The sequence below is a fragment of the Enterobacter cloacae complex sp. SHL022 genome, from assembly GCF_049237785.1.
Taxonomy (GTDB): domain Bacteria; phylum Pseudomonadota; class Gammaproteobacteria; order Enterobacterales; family Enterobacteriaceae; genus Enterobacter; species Enterobacter hormaechei_C.
Genome location: NZ_JBMKJH010000005.1, coordinates 1 through 18,428 on the forward strand (window position 1 = coordinate 1; position 18,428 = coordinate 18,428).

Here is an 18,428-nt window from a genome sequence, read left to right on the forward strand (position 1 = left end):
CCGCTGCCGTCTGCGCACTTCACAAAGCCGAGTATTGTGATTAAACCTAACGCCAACAGCCGTCCGACGGGGGACACCACCGGCTACCTGGCAAACCCGAAGGAGGTGTGAGATGGGAAGTGGATGGCATGAATGGCCGCTGATGATCTTCACGGTCTTTGGGCAGTGCGTGGCGGGCGGGTTTATCGTTCTTGCGCTGGCGCTGTTAAAAGGGAACCTCAATACTGAACAGCAGCAGCGTTTAGTGTTAAGCATGTTTGGCCTGTGGGTGTTGATGGGCATTGGGTTTATCGCCTCTACGCTGCACCTGGGCTCACCGATGCGCGCGTTTAACTCCCTGAACCGCGTAGGTGCCTCTTCGCTGAGTAACGAGATTGCCAGCGGCGCAATCTTCTTTGCCGTTGGCGGGCTGGGGTGGTTACTGGCAGCGGTGAAAAAGCTGCCGTCAGGGTTACGCGCGTTGTGGCTCATCGTCACCATGGTACTGGGCGTTGTCTTCGTCTGGATGATGGTCAGGGTGTACAACACCATTGATACGGTTACAACCTGGTACAGCGTCTGGACGCCGATGAGCTTCTTCCTGACCATGTTTATTGGCGGGCCCCTGCTGGGTTATCTGCTGCTGCGCGTGGCTGGCATTAATGGTTGGGCGATGCGCCTGCTGCCCGCGGTCTCGCTGCTGGCGCTGGTAATCAGTACCGTTGTCGCGCTCATGCAGGGAGCGGAGCTGGCGACCATTCACAGCTCTATCCAGCAGGCTTCGGCGCTGGTGCCGGATTACGGTTCGCTGATGGCCTGGCGTGTGGTGCTGCTGACGGCTGCGCTGGTGTGCTGGATTGCCCCTCAGCTTAAAGGTTACTCGCCTGCGCTGCCGTTACTGTCCCTGGCCTTTGTACTGGTGCTGGCAGGGGAGTTAATTGGTCGCGGCGTATTTTATGGTCTGCATATGACGGTCGGTCTGGCTATCGCCAGCTAATTTTAGATTTTGTTATAAAAAGCCGGGACATAGCGCCCGGCTTTTCTTTTTTCATTCATGAAATTTTTCGACTGATGTTTCGTTGTAAAAATTCCCGGAAATAAATAAAAACAAATAGATAATTAATATCAGTAGCAGGCTTTGCATTAGCAGGATGAGTTTTTTAAATCGACAAGGCGCATAACGTGCGTGACGCCTGAATCGGTGGATTGACTTTGTTTTTGCCAGTGGCATGATGCGCACGAAATCTGAACTTCCTCACGGTTTTTAATCCATGACCACCTATACCCGCCCGGTGCTTTTGTTGCTCTGTGGCCTGCTTTTGCTGACCCTGGCGATCGCGGTGTTAAACACACTCGTCCCGCTATGGCTCGCCCATGAAAACTTACCGACCTGGCAGGTGGGTATGGTTAGCTCGTCCTTTTTTACGGGCAATCTGCTGGGCACCTTATTAACGGGCAGCCTTATTAAGCGCTTTGGTTTTAACCGCAGTTATTATCTGGCGTCGCTGATCTTTGCCGTCGGCTGCGCCGGTTTAGGCCTTATGGTCGGCTTCTGGAGCTGGATGGTCTGGCGCTTTATTGCGGGCGTCGGCTGCGCCATGATCTGGGTGGTGGTTGAAAGTGCGCTGATGTGCAGCGGCACGTCCCGTAATCGCGGGCGTCTGCTGGCGGCCTATATGATGGTTTACTACGTCGGTACCGTTCTGGGACAGCTGATGGTCAGCAAACTGCCAACCGACCTGATGAGCGTGCTGCCGTGGGTGACGGGCATGGTGCTGGCGGCGATCCTGCCGCTGCTCTTTACCCGTATTGTGAATCAAAACAGCGAACATCAGGAAGCCACCCACGTCTGGCCGATGCTGAGACTGCGCCAGGCGCGTCTGGGGGTTAACGGCTGCATTATTTCCGGGATTGTGCTGGGCTCGCTCTATGGCCTGATGCCGCTCTATCTTAACCATCAGGGCGTCAGTGATTCCGGGATCGGTTTCTGGATGGCGGTGATGGTCAGCGCGGGGATTGTCGGCCAGTGGCCGATTGGCCGCCTGGCGGACCGCTTTGGTCGTCTGCTGGTGCTGCGCGTTCAGGTCTTCGTGGTCATCATGGGCTGTCTCGCCATGCTCAGCAACGCCGCGATGGCGCCCGCGCTGTTCATTCTGGGGGCTGCGGGCTTTACGCTCTATCCAGTCGCGATGGCGTGGGCCTGTGAGAAAGTTGAGCATCACCAGTTGGTGGCGATGAACCAGGCTTTGTTGCTGAGTTACACCATCGGCAGTTTACTGGGGCCGACTTTTACCGCTATGCTCATGCAAAATTATTCTGATAATCTGCTGTTTATCATGATCGCCAGCGTGTCGTTTATTTATCTGCTAATGCTGCTGCGCAAAGTGGGCGAACATCCAACGCCAGTGGCCCATGCCTGATTTATTAAAAGCCTGTCGATGACAGGCTTTTTTGTCCCTGTCACATATAAGACTTTTACTGATTGTGAGTTTTTACTGCCTGGCGATAATTCCAATGAGTTCTCCCACTAAAAGGCAGCCATCATGTCTACTCGTCGTTTTTCCACTACCGCACTTGCCGTAGTGTTGGCTTTAACGTTTGCAACGGCTCCGGCCATGGCTAATCCTGGTAACGGGAATGGCGGTGGTCACGGAAACGGTGGCGGACAAGGTAATAGCGGCAATCATGGTAACGGGAACTCTGGTAACCATGGTAATAAGCACAATAACGGTCAGGATAACCCTGGGAAATCGGATAAGAGCTTTAAAAACAGCAAAGATGTCGGTAATGATGTGGATGCTCGCGTAAGCTTCGATCATGCCCGCCATCTGGCCCTGAATTACGGCTTAACGGGCTACGACTCTCTGCCTCCGGGTATTGCGAAAAACCTGGCGCGCGGTAAGCCACTGCCTCCGGGCATTGCGAAGAAAACCGTGCCAGCCGATATGCTGGGTCAGCTTCCTTCCTATCCGGGCTATGAATGGCGCGTGGTAGGTGACGACCTGGTCTTAATTGCGCTGAGTACAGCGATTGTGACTTCCGTTATTAACGGCGTCTTTAAATAGAATATAAAAAGGCCCGATTTTCACCGGGCCTTTTCGTTAATACATGACCTTGTGGCCATACTGCTCAAGAATACCTTTGACGCGCTCCATCGTCTCTTTTTTTGGCGGCTTCACGCCATCGAGCTTGTACTCTTCACCCATCGCCACCCATTTATGTTTACCCAGCTCGTGATAGGGCAGGAGTTCGATTTTCTCCACGTTACCCATATCCCGGGTAAATTCACCCAGACGATGTGCAGAGTCATCATCATCTGACCAGCCCGGCACCACCACGTAGCGGATCCAGGTCTTGACGCCTTTGTTGGCAATGTATTTGGCAAATTCCAGGGTACGGTGGTTCGAGACGCCAACCAGATTCTGGTGGATCTCATCGTTCATCTGCTTGAGATCGAGCATGACCAGATCGGTCACTTCAAGCAGTTCATCAATAACTGGATCGTAACGGCGCACAAAGCCGTTGGTGTCGAGGCAGGTATGAATGCCTTCTTTGTGGCAGGCGCGGAACCAGTCGCGCACAAATTCAGCCTGAAGAATGGCTTCACCGCCGGATGCCGTCACGCCACCGCCGGACGCGTTCATAAAGTGGCGATAGGTCACCACCTCTTTCATCAGATCTTCTACGGTGACTTCTTTACCTCCATGGGTGTCCCAGGTGTCACGGTTATGGCAGTACAGGCAGCGCATCAGGCAGCCCTGGAAGAAAGTGATAAAGCGGATCCCCGGGCCATCGACGGTGCCACAGGATTCAAAGGAGTGAATACGACCAATAATTGACATTGCGGTGATATCTCCGAATTTGGCCCATCCGGGGGCCTATGTAGATGCACAGCTCAAAGGCTATGTCGAGTCTGTTTTGGCTGTTATCCATTAAGTATAGATAGCGGACAAAAGAGACTGATGAAGCGAGGGTGTTAAAAAGGCCCCACTTGCGTGGAGCCTTTATTGTACGCTTTTTAACGCGTGATTTCAGTCAATTCCACTTACATGGACTGAGTGAAAGTACGGGTAATAACGTCCTGCTGCTGTTCTTTCGTCAGGGAGTTAAAACGTACTGCGTAGCCAGATACGCGGATGGTCAGCTGAGGATATTTCTCAGGGTGTTCCATCGCATCGAGCAGCATTTCACGGTTCATCACGTTCACGTTCAGGTGCTGACCACCTTCGATGGACGCTTCGTGGTGGAAGTAACCATCCATCAGACCCGCGAGGTTAGTTTTACGCACTTCGTCGTCTTTACCCAGCGCGTTTGGCACGATAGAGAAGGTGTAAGAGATACCATCTTTCGCGTAAGCAAACGGCAGTTTAGCAACGGAGGTCAGAGAGGCAACCGCACCTTTCTGGTCACGACCGTGCATTGGGTTAGCACCTGGGCCGAATGGCGCGCCAGCACGACGACCGTCTGGGGTGTTACCGGTTTTCTTACCATACACAACGTTAGAGGTGATGGTCAGAACAGACTGAGTCGGGATAGCGTTACGATAGGTAGTGAGTTTCTGAATTTTCTTCATGAAACGTTCTACCAGGTCAACCGCCATGTCATCAACGCGAGCGTCGTTGTTACCAAACTGCGGATATTCGCCTTCGATTTCGAAGTCGATAGCCAGACCATCTTCGTCACGAATTGGTTTAACTTTCGCATATTTGATTGCAGACAGGGAGTCAGCCGCAACGGACAGACCTGCGATACCACATGCCATGGTGCGAACGACGTCACGGTCATGCAGCGCCATCAGAGAGGCTTCGTAGCTGTACTTGTCGTGCATGTAGTGGATAACATTCAGCGCGGTCACGTACTGTTTAGCCAGCCAGTCCATGAAGTGATCCATGCGGTCCATGACTTCGTCATAGTTCAGCACGTCGCCTTTGATCGGTTCAGACTTAGGACCAACCTGCATTTTCAGTTTTTCATCAACGCCGCCGTTGATTGCGTACAGCATGGTTTTCGCCAGGTTTGCACGCGCACCGAAGAACTGCATTTGCTTACCAACAACCATTGGACTTACGCAGCAAGCGATAGCGTAGTCATCGTTGTTGAAGTCAGGACGCATCAGGTCATCGTTCTCATATTGCAGAGAAGAGGTGTCGATGGACACTTTAGCGGCGAATTTCTTGAAGTTCAGAGGCAGTTTTTCAGACCACAGAACGGTGATGTTCGGCTCCGGAGAAGGACCCATGGTGTACAGGGTGTTCAGGAAGCGGAAGCTGTTTTTGGTTACCAGAGTACGGCCATCTACGCCCATACCGCCGATAGATTCGGTTGCCCAGATGGGGTCACCAGAGAACAGCTCATCATATTCTGGGGTACGCAGGAAGCGAACCATACGCAGTTTCATGACCAGGTGGTCAATCATTTCCTGAGCGTCTTGTTCGGTGATTTTGCCTGCTTTCAGGTCACGTTCGATGTACGCATCCAGGAAGGTGGATACGCGGCCGAAGGACATTGCTGCACCGTTCTGAGACTTAACTGCGGCCAGGTAGCCGAAGTAGGTCCACTGGATAGCTTCCTGAGCGTTGGTAGCAGGACCAGAGATATCGCAGCCGTATTTAGCCGCCATCTCTTTGATCTGACCCAGCGCACGGTGCTGTTCAGCGATCTCTTCACGCAGACGGATAGTCGCTTCCAGGTTTACGCCGTTTTCCAGGTCAGACTGGAGAGAGACGAACTGCGCGTATTTGTCTTTCATCAGGAAGTCGATACCGTACAGCGCAACGCGACGGTAGTCACCGATGATACGGCCACGGCCATAGGCATCTGGCAGACCGGTCAGAACGCCAGATTTACGGCAGTTCAGAATGTCTTTGGTGTAAACATCGAATACGCCCTGGTTATGGGTTTTGCGGTATTCGGTGAAGATTTTTTTCAGCATTGGGTCCAGCTCGCGATTATACGCTTTGCAGGAACCTTCAACCATTTTGATACCACCGAACGGGATGATTGCGCGTTTCAGTGGTGCTTCAGTTTGCAGACCAACAATTTTCTCAAGGGCTTTATTGATGTAGCCAGCATCGTGAGAAGTGATGGTAGAAGCAACGGAGGTGTCAAAATCAACTGGCGCGTGAGTGCGGTTTTCCAGTTTAACGCCTTCCATTACGCTGTCCCACAGCTTGGTGGTTGCGTCAGTCGCACCAGCCAGGAAGGATTCGTCACCTTCATACGGGGTATAGTTTTTCTGAATAAAGTCACGGACGTTGACTTCATTCTGCCAGTCACCTTTCGTAAAACCTTCCCAGGCTGTGGCTAACTTTTCATTAAGCTCGGACATGTAACACCTACCTTCTTAAGTGGATTTTTTATTTACTGCCTGAGACAACCATTAATGATGATCGCCGCCACGCAGGTAAATGACCCAGTATGTCAACCCAACTAACAGACCCCCACCGATAATGTTCCCGATAGTGACGGGGATCAGGTTATCAGTAATGAAGTTCATAATCGTCAGGTGTGAAAAACTTTCCGGGGTTGAACCTACAGCAGTCCAGAACTCCGGGCTTGCAAAGTTGCGGATAACAATCCCCATCGGGATCATGAACATATTCGCAATACTGTGCTCAAAGCCGCTGGCAACAAACATCGCAACCGGCAGAACCATAATCATGGCTTTATCCATCAGGCTACGACCAGAGTAGCTCATCCAGACCGCCAGGCAGACCATCAGGTTTGCGAGGATGCCGAGAGCAACGGCTTCGATAAATGTATGGTGCATTTTGTGGTCGGCGGTTTGCAGGACGTTAAGCCCCCAGCCGCCGTTGGCGGTCATATACTCGCCAGAGAGCCACATCAACAGAACAAAGAGCAGACAGCCAATCAGGTTGCCAACGTAAACGTTGAGCCAGTTGCGACCCAGTTGACCCCAGGTAATTCTTCCGCTGGCTTTTGCCACAACAATCAGCACCGTTGAGGTGAAGAGGTCGGCGCCGCAGATGACGCAGAGAATCAGGCCCAGTGAGAAGCAAATACCACCAATCAGTTTCGCTATGCCGAAAGGCATCCCGGCCGTGCCGGTGGTGGCTGTGATATAGAAGACGAAAGCGATGGAGATGAACACCCCAGCCGTAATGGCCAGAAAGAACGTCGTCATCGGATGTTTCGTGGCTTTGTAGACACCCGCTTCTTCGGCAACTTTCGCCATCGCAGCGGGGAGTAATAGATCAAAAGGGTTGTCAGCTTTCACACTAACTCTCTCTTTATTAAGTCGGCGACGAGATACTAACAAAGCATTATAGAAGAGAAATTGATATAGATCATATCTCGCCTGGCTTATAGGCCCGCAGTGTGTATGGTTTTACAGCAAAAGCGGAGTAAGTATTTGATTATCCGTATAAAAATAAATTTTAAAAGTTATGAAAAGAGTTGAATTTTTTCCTTCAGCCTCCCATGGAACAGTTAATTAAAATGGAGTATTTATTATAATTAGTAACAGTAAAGCTCAGGTAAGCGTTTTTATATTTACCCGTGGTTAACTTAATTATTACAATTAAAAGTCATTGCGGAAAAATAAAAAAAAGGGGCAATGAAATTGCCCCGTAATATAGCTCAGGCGATTGAATACGCCTACAGCCATTAATGTTATATGCGCTTATTTTGACCAGTAAGCGGCTTTTGCCTTCTGCAATTTTTCATACGCATTCAGCAGTGACTGATGCGCCGGGAAGGCTTGCAGATCGCTGTCAACCGCTTGCAGGCCGTAGAATGGTTCTTCACCGCTCAGCGCCGCGCTGGCAGCTTCAACGGCATCCGCACCGTACATACGCACAAAGGCGTTCAGATACTGCAATGGCTGGCGGTCGTCTTCCTGAGAAAGCAGGAGCAGCGTTTGCAGGCAACGGTAATAATTAGTGCGCTCGGCGGAGAAGACGGACTGGTTAAACTCCATCGTCCACTCGGTCCAGGCCAAAGCCTGATCCAGATCGCCGCCCGCCAGCGCCAGCATCGCTTTCAGCTCGCCGATGCGCAGGGTGTACCAGCCGTTATCTTTTCCGGTCGCCAGACCCAGCAGTTCGCGTACGCGGGTGAAATCATCGTGTCCTTCTTCGTCCAGCTGGGCGATCAGGTTCAGATAATCTTCTTTATCCCACTCGCTGCCCGGCAGGGCCAGCAGGGTTTCACGCAGATGCGCGCCCATGCTGTTGTTTGCCAGCCACAGATCTTCTGCCGGATAAATGTCCGACATACCTGGCACAATAATACGGCACGCGTAAACGCCGAGATGTTCATAGTCGGCAATGTAGACTTCCTGATCTTCCGCGTGGAAGATCGCCATCAGGGTGGCGAACTCTTCTTCCGTCGTACCGGCAAAGCTCCAGTCCACGAACGGATAGTCCGCGTCCTGTTTGAACATATCCCAGGAGATCAAACCGCTGGAGTCGATGAAGTGCGTTTCGAGGTTGGTGTGCTCGGCGACCTCTTCGTCATCAAAGGTCGGCGGCGTAAACACGTCGAGATCTTTCAGGCTACGACCTTGCAGCAGTTCGGTCACGGTACGCTCCAGCGCCACGCCGAAGTCAGGGTGCGCGCCGAAGGAGGCGAAGCAGGTGCCGTTGGCCGGGTTGAACAGCACGACGCAGATCACTGGATACTTGCCGCCCAGCGAGCCGTCATACGCAAAGATTGGGAAACCTTCTGCTTCCAGCTTGGCGATGGATTCCACCACGCCCGGGTAGCGCGCCAGCACCTCTGCCGGAATTTCAGGCAGGCTGATGGATTCGGCAATAATGCGGTTTTTGATATGACGCTCGAAGACTTCAGACAGCCCCTGCACGCGCGCTTCATTGCGGGTGTTACCGGCGGACATGCCGTTAGACACATACAGGTTGCCGACGATGTTCATCGGGATATAGACGGTCTGCTCGTCAGACTGACGGGTAAACGGCAGGGCGCAAATACCGCGATCGTCGTTACCGGACTGCAGATCGATCAGCATGCTGGCGGTCAGTTCGTTTTCCGGATCGTAGAAGGCACGCAGGCGCGCGTCGAGAATTCCTTCCGGCAGTTCATCGTCTTCGGTCAGCGGGAACCATTTTTCGTTCGGATAGTGAACGAACGGGCCGTTGGCGATGGTTTCGCCCAGCCAGAAGTCGGCGAAGAAGTAGTTGGTGGACAGACGCTCAAAATACTCACCCAGCGCAGAGGCCAGCGCCGCTTTTTTGGTCGCGCCTTTACCGTTGGTAAAGCACAGCGCACAGTCTTTGTCGCGAATATGCACGGACCAGACGTGAGGCACCGGATTCAGCCAGGAGGCTTCTTCGATATTAAAGCCCAGGTCGGTCAGTTTCTGCTGGAAGCGAGCGATGGAATCTTCCAGAGCGGCGTCTTTGCCGGGGATAAACGTTTGAGTCATGGCGTTCACTTTTATCGTACGTAAAGCGCGCAATGATACGGGTTTTGCGTGACGGGTGCTATCTCCGGCGAAAATAAATGGCTGGGCTATGCTTATAAGCAGTAACCTACTGTTAAGGCATAGAAAAATGAAAGCATTTGATCTCCAGCGGATGGCGTTTGATAAAGTCCCGCCTGAGTTTTTAGGCGAAGTGGCGTTGCGTAGCCTTTACACCTTTGTACTCGTCTTCCTGTTTCTGAAAATCACCGGACGTCGCGGCGTGCGGCAGATGTCGCTGTTTGAAGTACTGATTATCCTGACGCTGGGGTCGGCGGCAGGGGACGTTGCCTTTTATGACGATGTGCCGATGGTGCCGGTCTTTATCGTCTTTGTGACGCTTGCACTGCTGTACCGGCTGGTCATGTGGCTGATGTCGAAAAGTGAGAAACTTGAAGATCTGCTCGAAGGGAAGCCGGTGGTGATTGTCGAAGATGGTCAACTGGCCTGGGAGAATGTGCAAAGCGCCAATATGACGGAGTTTGAGTTCTTTATGGAACTCCGTCTGAGCAGTGTTGAGCAACTGGGGCAGGTGCGTCTGGCGATTATGGAAACGAATGGTCAAATCAGCGTTTATTACTATCCCGACGATGAGGTGAAGCCCGGTCTGTGCATCCTGCCGGATATGCTCATCGAGCGATACAAAACTGTACCTGAAGCGGGGGAGTATGCCTGCATAAAATGTAGTCATGTGGTGGTCATGCAGGCGGGCGATCATCAATTATGCCCCCGCTGTACGAATCCAGAATGGACGAAGGTTAGCCGGGCTAAACGCATCACCTGACAGCGATTTTGTCGGTTTTGTGACAACGGTACGGCAGATTGTTTTGTGTGACGAGGGGCACATTTCTTCGGCCATCAGTTTTAGACATTGCGGCGCGTGTCACTGAATGATAAAACCGATATCCACAGTTATAACTTATGGCTTTTAGCGTGGTGAGGGGAAATGGCTCAAGTCTTTAATTTCAGTTCAGGTCCGGCAATGTTACCGACAGATGTGCTCAAACAGGCTCAACAGGAGCTGTGTGACTGGAACGGTCTGGGTACGTCGGTGATGGAAGTCAGCCACCGGGGTAAAGCGTTTATTAAGGTGGCGGAAGAGGCAGAAAAGGATTTTCGCGATCTGCTGAACATTCCCTCGAACTACAAAGTATTGTTCTGTCACGGCGGTGGACGCGGCCAGTTTGCGGGTATCCCGCTCAATCTGCTGGGCGACAAAACCACCGCTGATTACGTTGATGCGGGCTACTGGGCGGCCAGTGCGGTAAAAGAAGCGCATAAATATTGCACGCCGAATGTCATCGATGCCAAAGTGACCGTTGACGGTCTGCGCGCCGTGAAGCCGATGAGTGAGTGGCAGCTTTCTGACAACGCCGCGTATCTTCACTACTGCCCGAACGAAACCATCGACGGTATTGCCATTCACGAAGAGCCAGACTTTGGCGAAAATGTCATTGTGACGGCGGACCTCTCTTCAACCATTCTGTCCACCCCGCTGGATGTCAGCCGCTACGGCGTCATCTACGCGGGTGCCCAGAAAAACATCGGTCCTGCGGGCCTGACAATCGTTATCGTGCGTGAAGACCTGCTGGGGAAAGCCCATAAGTCTTGCCCGTCAATTCTGGATTACACCGTCCTGAACGACAACGATTCCATGTTCAACACCCCACCAACGTTTGCCTGGTATCTCTCCGGCCTGGTCTTCAAATGGCTGAAGCTAAAAGGCGGTGTGGCGCAGATGGATAAGATCAATCAGCAAAAGGCTGAACTGCTGTACGGCGTGATCGACAAGAGCGATTTCTACCGTAACGATGTCGCCAAAACTAACCGTTCGCGCATGAACGTGCCGTTCCAGCTGGCGGACAGCAACCTGGATAACGTGTTCCTTGAAGAGTCCTTCGCGGCGGGTCTGCATGCGCTGAAAGGCCACCGTGTGGTAGGCGGGATGCGCGCCTCTATCTATAACGCCATGCCGCTGGAAGGCGTTAAAGCCCTGACTGATTTCATGATCGACTTCGAACGTCGTCACGGTTAATTGGCTGTTTTTCACCCCCGCAGCGTTCCTGCGGGGTTTTTATTATGTTGAGTTGAGAGTTGAGTTTCATGGAATCCCTGACGTTACAACCTATCGCGCGGGTAGATGGCACCATTAATCTGCCTGGTTCAAAAAGTGTCTCGAACCGCGCTCTGCTGCTGGCAGCTCTGGCAAACGGCACCACCGTCCTCACTAATCTGCTGGACAGCGATGACGTGCGCCATATGCTCAATGCACTGAAAGCGTTGGGCGTTCAGTACGCGCTGTCTGACGATCGTACCCGTTGTGAAGTCACCGGTAACGGCGGCGCGTTACATTCTGCTGAAGCGCTGGAGCTTTTCCTGGGTAACGCCGGTACCGCGATGCGTCCTCTGGCCGCTGCGCTGTGTCTGGGGAGTAACGATATTGTGCTGACCGGTGAGCCGCGAATGAAAGAGCGTCCGATCGGCCATCTGGTGGATGCCCTGCGCCAGGGCGGCGCGCAGATTGATTATCTTGAGCAGGAAAATTACCCGCCCCTGCGTCTGCGCGGGGGATTCACTGGCGGCAATGTAGAGGTTGACGGTAGCGTTTCCAGCCAGTTCCTGACCGCGCTGCTGATGACCGCACCGCTGGCACCACAGGACACCGTCATCAGCATTAAAGGCGACCTGGTTTCTAAGCCGTACATTGATATTACCCTGCACCTGATGAACACCTTTGGTGTTGAGGTGGAAAACCAGTCTTATCAGCGCTTCGTGGTGCGCGGAGCGCAGCAGTATCAGTCCCCGGGCCACTACCTGGTTGAAGGCGATGCTTCCTCCGCCTCCTATTTCCTTGCCGCAGGTGCGATTAAAGGCGGTACGGTAAAAGTGACGGGCATTGGCCGCAACAGCGTGCAGGGCGATATCCGTTTTGCTGACGTGCTGGAAAAAATGGGCGCGGTGGTGACCTGGGGCGATGACTTCATCTCCTGTACCCACGGTGAGCTGAACGCCATTGATATGGATATGAACCATATTCCGGATGCGGCGATGACCATTGCTACCGCTGCGCTGTTTGCGAAAGGCACCACCACGCTGCGAAACATTTACAACTGGCGTGTGAAAGAGACGGACCGCCTGTTCGCGATGGCAACCGAGCTGCGTAAAGTGGGGGCCGAGGTAGAAGAGGGCGAAGACTACATTCGCGTCACGCCGCCGGCAAAACTGCAATTTGCAGAAATTGGCACCTACAACGATCACCGCATGGCGATGTGTTTCTCGCTGGTGGCGTTGTCAGATACGCCAGTCACTATCCTTGATCCGAAGTGTACGGCAAAAACGTTCCCGGACTACTTCGAACAGCTGACGCGCATTAGCACCCTGGCCTGATGATCGTATGCCGCATCACCTGATGCGGCATTTCCTTACGCTTTCTGACACTCATCCTCTTTCATTTCTTCTACACTCTGCTTCAATCATTCCGTAATTTGCACGCAAAGGTAACAGTTGCGCACGTTGGCGCGTATAATGCGCGGCGTTCATGTAAACGGTATGCCTTAATTAAGGAGAAAAAGATGACGGCAATTGCCCCGGTAATCACCATTGATGGGCCAAGTGGCGCAGGGAAAGGTACTCTGTGCAAAGCGATGGCGGAAGCATTGCAATGGCATCTTTTAGATTCGGGAGCAATCTATCGCGTGCTGGCGCTGGCTGCGCTGCATCATCATGTGGATGTTGCGTCTGAAGAAGCGCTGGTACCGCTGGCTGCGCATCTGGATGTGCGCTTTGTCTCGACCGATGGCAACCTTGAAGTGATCCTGGAAGGGGAAGATGTCAGCGGTGAAATCCGTACCCAGGAAGTGGCCAATGCGGCCTCTCAGGTGGCGGCTTTCCCACGCGTTCGTGAAGCGCTGTTACGTCGCCAGCGCGGTTTCCGTGAAGCGCCGGGGCTGATCGCCGACGGCCGCGACATGGGAACCGTGGTATTCCCTGATGCGCCAGTGAAAATTTTCCTTGACGCCTCTTCAGAAGAACGTGCCCATCGCCGCATGCTTCAGTTGCAGGAAAAGGGGTTTAGTGTTAACTTTGATCGCCTTTTATCCGAGATAAAAGAGCGCGATGACCGCGATCGTAACCGCGCCGTCGCACCACTTGTTCCCGCGCAAGACGCATTAGTGCTGGATTCAACCAGTTTAACTATTGAGCAAGTGATTGAAAAAGCGCTACAATATGCGCGCCAAAAACTGGCACTCGCGTAATCGCGACCGATTTAGCAGTACCCCCGCTGCAATGGATTGACGGCGGGTATGTGAAACAACCCCATCCGGCACGGAGCCAGGTGGACGTTAATATTAACCTGAAGATTAAACATGACTGAATCTTTTGCTCAACTGTTTGAAGAATCCTTAAAAGAAATCGAAACCCGTCCGGGTTCCATCGTTCGTGGCGTTGTTGTTGCTATCGACAAAGACGTTGTACTGGTTGACGCCGGTCTGAAATCTGAGTCTGCCATCCCGGCTGAGCAGTTCAAAAACGCCCAGGGCGAGCTGGAAATCCAGGTAGGTGACGAAGTTGACGTTGCTCTGGACGCAGTAGAAGACGGCTTCGGCGAAACCCTGCTGTCTCGTGAGAAAGCTAAACGTCACGAAGCATGGATCACGCTGGAAAAAGCTTACGAAGAAGCTGAAACTGTGGTCGGTGTTATCAACGGCAAAGTTAAAGGTGGCTTCACTGTTGAGCTGAATGGTATTCGTGCGTTCCTGCCAGGTTCTCTGGTAGACGTTCGTCCAGTCCGTGACACCCTGCACCTCGAAGGCAAAGAGCTTGAGTTCAAAGTAATCAAGCTGGACCAGAAGCGTAACAACGTTGTTGTTTCCCGTCGTGCCGTTATCGAATCCGAAAACAGCGCAGAACGCGATCAGCTGCTGGAAAACCTGCAGGAAGGCATGGAAGTCAAAGGTATCGTTAAGAACCTCACTGACTACGGCGCATTCGTTGACCTGGGCGGCGTTGATGGCCTGCTGCACATCACCGACATGGCGTGGAAACGCGTTAAGCACCCAAGCGAAATCGTGAACGTGGGCGACGAAATCACTGTTAAAGTGCTGAAGTTCGACCGCGAGCGTACTCGTGTATCCCTCGGCCTGAAACAGCTGGGCGAAGATCCATGGGTAGCTATCGCTAAGCGTTACCCAGAAGGTACTAAACTGACTGGTCGCGTAACCAACCTGACTGACTACGGCTGCTTCGTTGAAATCGAAGAAGGCGTTGAAGGTCTGGTGCACGTTTCCGAAATGGACTGGACCAACAAAAACATCCACCCATCCAAAGTTGTTAACGTTGGTGATGTAGTGGAAGTGATGGTTCTGGATATCGACGAAGAACGTCGTCGTATCTCCCTGGGCCTGAAGCAGTGCAAAAACAACCCATGGCAGCAGTTCGCGGAAACCCACAACAAGGGTGACCGTGTTGAAGGTAAAATCAAGTCTATCACTGACTTCGGTATCTTCATCGGCCTGGACGGCGGCATCGATGGCCTGGTTCACCTGTCTGACATCTCCTGGAACGTTGCAGGCGAAGAAGCAGTTCGTGAATACAAAAAAGGCGACGAAATCGCAGCAGTTGTTCTGCAAGTTGACGCAGAGCGTGAGCGTATCTCCCTGGGCGTTAAACAGCTTGCAGAAGATCCGTTCAACAACTGGGTTGCACTGAACAAGAAAGGCGCAATCGTAAACGGTAAAGTGACTGCTGTTGACGCTAAAGGCGCAACCGTAGAACTGGCTGACGGCGTTGAAGGTTACCTGCGCGCTTCCGAAGCTTCACGTGACCGCGTTGAAGATGCAACTCTGGTTCTGAGCGTTGGTGACGACGTTGAAGCTAAGTTCACCGGTGTTGACCGTAAGAACCGTGCAATCAGCCTGTCTGTTCGTGCTAAAGACGAAGCTGATGAGAAAGATGCAATCGCAACTGTGAACAAACAGGAAGATGCAAACTTCTCTAACAACGCAATGGCTGAAGCTTTCAAAGCAGCTAAAGGCGAGTAAGTTCAGGTTCGCACCATCATTTGAGCTGTAACGCATTTACAGCGCGAAGGATGGAGAGCAGACTTGACAGATTGCAGGATTCGTCCTGTAATCAATAACAAAGGGCGGCTACGGCCGCCCTTGTTTAATAAGCTGTTCAGCTAATGGGTTTGAAAGGAACCGGAGGAATCATGACCAAGTCAGAATTGATTGAAAGACTTGCCAGTCAGCAACCGCATATCCCTGCCAAGGCTGTGGAAGATGCCGTTAAAGAGATGCTGGAGCATATGGCTACCACTCTTGCCCAGGGCGAGCGCATTGAAATCCGCGGTTTCGGTAGTTTTTCCCTGCACTATCGTGCACCACGTACCGGGCGTAACCCGAAGACTGGCGATAAAGTGGAGCTGGAAGGAAAGTATGTTCCGCACTTTAAGCCGGGTAAAGAACTGCGCGATCGCGCCAATATTTACGGTAACTGAGTTTAATCATCAGGGTTAAACTGAGTTTAAAGAAAGCACCTTAGGGTGCTTTTTTTGTATCCCGCCCCTGCATTTCTGAATACGCGACGCATTTAAATTTTCTCTTTACTGTAAACGCTAAAAAACGTTGCAGCGTCCGCTGTAAATCACGCCTTTTCTGTCTGACGACGCATCAGGTCCCGCCGCATAATCGCCTGAAACATGGAGGTGAAGATGGGGATCCACGTTATCAGTATGTGCGCCATTCTGGCCATAATCCCACTCTATTGGTTACCCGTTTTGCCAGATTTGCATATTGTCTGGTTGCTGATTGCCGCAGGAATTGCGTTATCAGTACAGCAGAGAAAATGGCTCAGGTTTTCAGGCCTCGCATTGCTTTTTATGTGCTGGGGGATCCTGGCCGCTCAGGAAAGCGTGTGGCCGATGAACCATTTAACGAAAGTTCCGCAGCAGGCCGAGGTGGTCATTACCGAAACGGACGGCGCAACGATGCATCAGGGAAGGATTGTCAGCCTCAATGGAGAACGTGTGTGGGCTGCCATGGGCGTGGCGCTGTATGGCAACTATCTGCCGCAAAACGTCTGCGTGGGTCAACGCTGGGCAATGACCCTGCGGCTCAGGGCGGTACACGGAGAACTCAACGATGGCGGCTATGATTCACAGAAAAATGCCTTTGCCCGACATCAGACGCTGAGTGGACGGTTTACCCATGCGGCGCTCGTTGACGAAGGCTGTAGCCTGCGTGCGCAGTACCTGACATCACTACAGAGTACGCTTTCAGCATATCAGTGGGGACCCGTGATACTGGGGCTGGGAATGGGGGAGCGGCTGTCGGTCTCGCGGGAGATAAAAAACCTGATGCGTGAGACCGGAACGATGCATCTGATGGCAATCTCGGGATTGCATATTGCGCTGGCCGCTTCTGTCATCTGGTTTCTGGCGCGAGGCATCCAGTTCTTCCTGCCGGGCCGCTGGATTATCTGGCAAATCCCCTTGCTGGCAGGGCTGATTTTTGCCGCGTTTTACGCATGGCTAACAGGCTTACAGCCGCCTGCGCTGCGCACGGTTATCGCGCTTGTGGTACTGGCGGTGTTAAAAATGAGCGGTCGCCAGTGGTCGCCCTGGCAGGTATGGCTTACCTGCGTGGCGGCGATCTTGGTTTTCGATCCACTGGCGGTCCTGTCACAAAGCCTGGCGCTATCAGCGTTTGCGGTCGCCGCGCTTATTTTTTGGTATCAGTGGTTGCCTCTCCCGCTCTGGCAACGTGGCCGGTGCCTGCGGCCGCTGGTTACGCTGTTGTATTTGCAGGTCGGTATGCTGCTGCTTCTGTTGCCGCTTCAGGTGCTGATTTTCCATGGTTTCAGTCTCTCCTCGCTGGCGGCGAATCTGTTTGCCGTTCCTCTGGTCACGTTTATCTCAGTTCCGCTGATCCTGCTCGGCATGTTTCTGCATCTGTTTCCGGTGGCGACGCTGGAAAGTATCGTCTGGCTGGCTGCCGATAAATCTCTGGCAGGGCTTTTCTGGCTATTGATGCGTTTACCGAATGGCTGGCAGGACGTTGATGAACGCTGGCAATACCTGACGTTACTGCCATGGCTGCTGATCATTGGCTGGCGATTCAGGGCCTTCAGCGCAGTACCCGCAGTCTGTCTGGCAGGCAGCGTGGTGCTGGCATTTCCCCTCTGGCACAGGGCCAAAACAGACAGCTGGTCCCTGCATATGCTGGATGTAGGGCAGGGGCTGGCGATGGTCATTGAGCGTCACGGGAAGGCCATTCTGTATGACACTGGGTTGGCATGGCCCGGTGGGGACAGCGGGCAGCAGCTGATTATCCCCTGGCTACGCTGGCATCATCTGAGGCCGGAAGGGGTGATCCTGAGCCATGAACATCTCGACCACGCGGGGGGACTGGCATCGCTAAAAGCTGCCTGGCCCGCAATGTGGATCAGAAGCCCCTTATCCTGGGCCGGGCATCTTCCTTGCTTTCGTGGAGAGCGATGGCAGTGGCAGGGTTTAACGTTCTCCGTGCACTGGCCACCCGAAAATACCTCGGCAAAAGGTAACAACCGCTCCTGCGTGGTAAAAATCGATGACGGCGAACAAAGCGTTTTACTGACCGGAGATATTGAAGGGCAGGCAGAACTGGCAATGCTGAGCCACCGCTGGCGTCAACTAGCGTCTACACTGATTCAGGTGCCGCATCATGGAAGTAACACGTCATCTTCAACACCGCTGCTACAGCGCGTGGAGGGACAGGTTTCGCTGGCCTCGATGGCCCGCTATAACGCGTGGCGTTTCCCTTCCATCAAAGTAGTCAGGCGCTATCGAACTGAGGGATATCTCTGGCTTGATACTCCGCAGTCCGGACAGATATCTGTGACGTTTTCGCACCAAAGTCGGCAAATTCGCCGCTTACGTGAACACTATTTACCGCGTTGGTATCATCAGTGGTTTGGCGCGCCCGTAGATAACGGGTAGAATATGCGGCTATTTCAACAAATGCTGGTTTTT

14 protein-coding genes and 1 pseudogene are annotated in these 18,428 nt (G+C 52.9%); 11 read left to right on the top strand and 4 right to left on the bottom strand.

Features of this window, described 5'->3' with window-relative positions:
• The 4 genes and pseudogenes from ACOTZD_RS11275 to ACOTZD_RS11290 form a co-directional block, all read left to right on the top strand.
• Window positions 1-111 (top strand): annotated as a pseudogene (locus tag ACOTZD_RS11275) (dimethyl sulfoxide reductase subunit B); the annotation flags it as partial.
• Window position 112: 1 nt separating this feature from the next.
• On the top strand, window positions 113-976 hold the full coding sequence (locus tag ACOTZD_RS11280; protein ID WP_047654007.1) for a dimethyl sulfoxide reductase anchor subunit family protein: 864 nt from the start codon (window positions 113-115) through the stop codon (window positions 974-976).
• A gap of 274 nt (window positions 977-1,250) precedes the next feature.
• Window positions 1,251-2,399: an MFS transporter gene (locus ACOTZD_RS11285; RefSeq protein WP_003858254.1), complete on the top strand. Its 1,149-nt coding sequence runs from the start codon at window positions 1,251-1,253 to the stop codon at window positions 2,397-2,399.
• 123 nt (window positions 2,400-2,522) lie between these two features.
• A complete protein-coding gene (locus ACOTZD_RS11290) occupies window positions 2,523-3,044 on the top strand; it encodes an anti-virulence regulator CigR family protein (protein WP_022650721.1) in 522 nt (173 codons plus the stop codon).
• A gap of 36 nt (window positions 3,045-3,080) precedes the next feature.
• Here the strand turns inward: ACOTZD_RS11290 and pflA are convergent, their stop codons facing one another.
• The 4 genes from pflA to ycaO all read right to left on the bottom strand — a co-directional run bounded on the left by pflA (window position 3,081) and on the right by ycaO (window position 9,382).
• A complete protein-coding gene (gene pflA / locus ACOTZD_RS11295; protein ID WP_003858250.1) occupies window positions 3,081-3,821 on the bottom strand; it encodes a pyruvate formate lyase 1-activating protein in 741 nt (246 codons plus the stop codon).
• Between the two features lie 203 nt (window positions 3,822-4,024).
• Window positions 4,025-6,307 carry a formate C-acetyltransferase gene (pflB, locus tag ACOTZD_RS11300; RefSeq protein WP_003858247.1) on the bottom strand — a complete coding sequence of 761 codons (2,283 nt, stop codon included), beginning with the start codon at window positions 6,305-6,307 and terminating at the stop codon, window positions 4,025-4,027.
• A 51-nt stretch (window positions 6,308-6,358) separates the two neighbouring features.
• Window positions 6,359-7,216, bottom strand: a complete 858-nt coding sequence (gene focA, locus ACOTZD_RS11305; RefSeq protein ID WP_017384832.1) for a formate transporter FocA — start codon at window positions 7,214-7,216, stop codon at window positions 6,359-6,361.
• Window positions 7,217-7,621: 405 nt separating this feature from the next.
• Window positions 7,622-9,382 carry a 30S ribosomal protein S12 methylthiotransferase accessory factor YcaO gene (gene ycaO / locus ACOTZD_RS11310; RefSeq protein WP_174402232.1) on the bottom strand — a complete coding sequence of 587 codons (1,761 nt, stop codon included), beginning with the start codon at window positions 9,380-9,382 and terminating at the stop codon, window positions 7,622-7,624.
• 127 nt (window positions 9,383-9,509) lie between these two features.
• Between ycaO and ACOTZD_RS11315 the strand changes: the two genes are divergently transcribed.
• The 7 genes from ACOTZD_RS11315 (at window position 9,510) to ACOTZD_RS11345 (ending at window position 18,395) form a co-directional block, all read left to right on the top strand.
• Window positions 9,510-10,202 (top strand): DUF421 domain-containing protein, encoded by a 693-nt coding sequence (locus ACOTZD_RS11315; RefSeq protein WP_003858241.1) that lies wholly within the window; start codon window positions 9,510-9,512, stop codon window positions 10,200-10,202.
• A 162-nt stretch (window positions 10,203-10,364) separates the two neighbouring features.
• The gene (gene serC, locus ACOTZD_RS11320; protein WP_003858240.1) at window positions 10,365-11,453 is read left to right on the top strand and encodes a 3-phosphoserine/phosphohydroxythreonine transaminase; all 1,089 of its coding nucleotides are present in this window, start codon (window positions 10,365-10,367) and stop codon (window positions 11,451-11,453) included.
• Between the two features lie 68 nt (window positions 11,454-11,521).
• Window positions 11,522-12,805, top strand: a complete 1,284-nt coding sequence (gene aroA / locus ACOTZD_RS11325; RefSeq protein WP_003858238.1) for a 3-phosphoshikimate 1-carboxyvinyltransferase — start codon at window positions 11,522-11,524, stop codon at window positions 12,803-12,805.
• A 185-nt stretch (window positions 12,806-12,990) separates the two neighbouring features.
• Window positions 12,991-13,674 carry a (d)CMP kinase gene (gene cmk, locus ACOTZD_RS11330; protein ID WP_003858236.1) on the top strand — a complete coding sequence of 228 codons (684 nt, stop codon included), beginning with the start codon at window positions 12,991-12,993 and terminating at the stop codon, window positions 13,672-13,674.
• A gap of 111 nt (window positions 13,675-13,785) precedes the next feature.
• A complete protein-coding gene (rpsA, locus tag ACOTZD_RS11335) occupies window positions 13,786-15,459 on the top strand; it encodes a 30S ribosomal protein S1 (RefSeq protein ID WP_003858235.1) in 1,674 nt (557 codons plus the stop codon).
• Window positions 15,460-15,629: 170 nt separating this feature from the next.
• On the top strand, window positions 15,630-15,917 hold the full coding sequence (gene ihfB, locus ACOTZD_RS11340) for an integration host factor subunit beta (RefSeq protein WP_003858233.1): 288 nt from the start codon (window positions 15,630-15,632) through the stop codon (window positions 15,915-15,917).
• A 213-nt stretch (window positions 15,918-16,130) separates the two neighbouring features.
• Window positions 16,131-18,395 (top strand): ComEC family protein, encoded by a 2,265-nt coding sequence (locus ACOTZD_RS11345; protein ID WP_174402233.1) that lies wholly within the window; start codon window positions 16,131-16,133, stop codon window positions 18,393-18,395.
• The last annotated feature ends 33 nt before the right edge of the window (window positions 18,396-18,428 follow it).

Bases quoted from the DNA above. Each gene is read 5' to 3' on its own strand.
- ycaO (WP_174402232.1), bottom strand. From the start codon at position 9,382: ATGACTCAAACGTTTATCCCCGGCAAAGACGCCGCTCTGGAAGATTCC.
- pflB (WP_003858247.1), bottom strand. From the start codon at position 6,307: ATGTCCGAGCTTAATGAAAAGTTAGCCACAGCCTGGGAAGGTTTTACG.
- cmk (WP_003858236.1), top strand. From the start codon at position 12,991: ATGACGGCAATTGCCCCGGTAATCACCATTGATGGGCCAAGTGGCGCA.
- ACOTZD_RS11290 (WP_022650721.1), top strand. From the start codon at position 2,523: ATGTCTACTCGTCGTTTTTCCACTACCGCACTTGCCGTAGTGTTGGCT.
- aroA (WP_003858238.1), top strand. From the start codon at position 11,522: ATGGAATCCCTGACGTTACAACCTATCGCGCGGGTAGATGGCACCATT.
- ACOTZD_RS11345 (WP_174402233.1), top strand. From the start codon at position 16,131: ATGGGGATCCACGTTATCAGTATGTGCGCCATTCTGGCCATAATCCCA.
- ACOTZD_RS11315 (WP_003858241.1), top strand. From the start codon at position 9,510: ATGAAAGCATTTGATCTCCAGCGGATGGCGTTTGATAAAGTCCCGCCT.
- rpsA (WP_003858235.1), top strand. From the start codon at position 13,786: ATGACTGAATCTTTTGCTCAACTGTTTGAAGAATCCTTAAAAGAAATC.
- ACOTZD_RS11285 (WP_003858254.1), top strand. From the start codon at position 1,251: ATGACCACCTATACCCGCCCGGTGCTTTTGTTGCTCTGTGGCCTGCTT.
- pflA (WP_003858250.1), bottom strand. From the start codon at position 3,821: ATGTCAATTATTGGTCGTATTCACTCCTTTGAATCCTGTGGCACCGTC.
- serC (WP_003858240.1), top strand. From the start codon at position 10,365: ATGGCTCAAGTCTTTAATTTCAGTTCAGGTCCGGCAATGTTACCGACA.
- ACOTZD_RS11280 (WP_047654007.1), top strand. From the start codon at position 113: ATGGGAAGTGGATGGCATGAATGGCCGCTGATGATCTTCACGGTCTTT.
- ihfB (WP_003858233.1), top strand. From the start codon at position 15,630: ATGACCAAGTCAGAATTGATTGAAAGACTTGCCAGTCAGCAACCGCAT.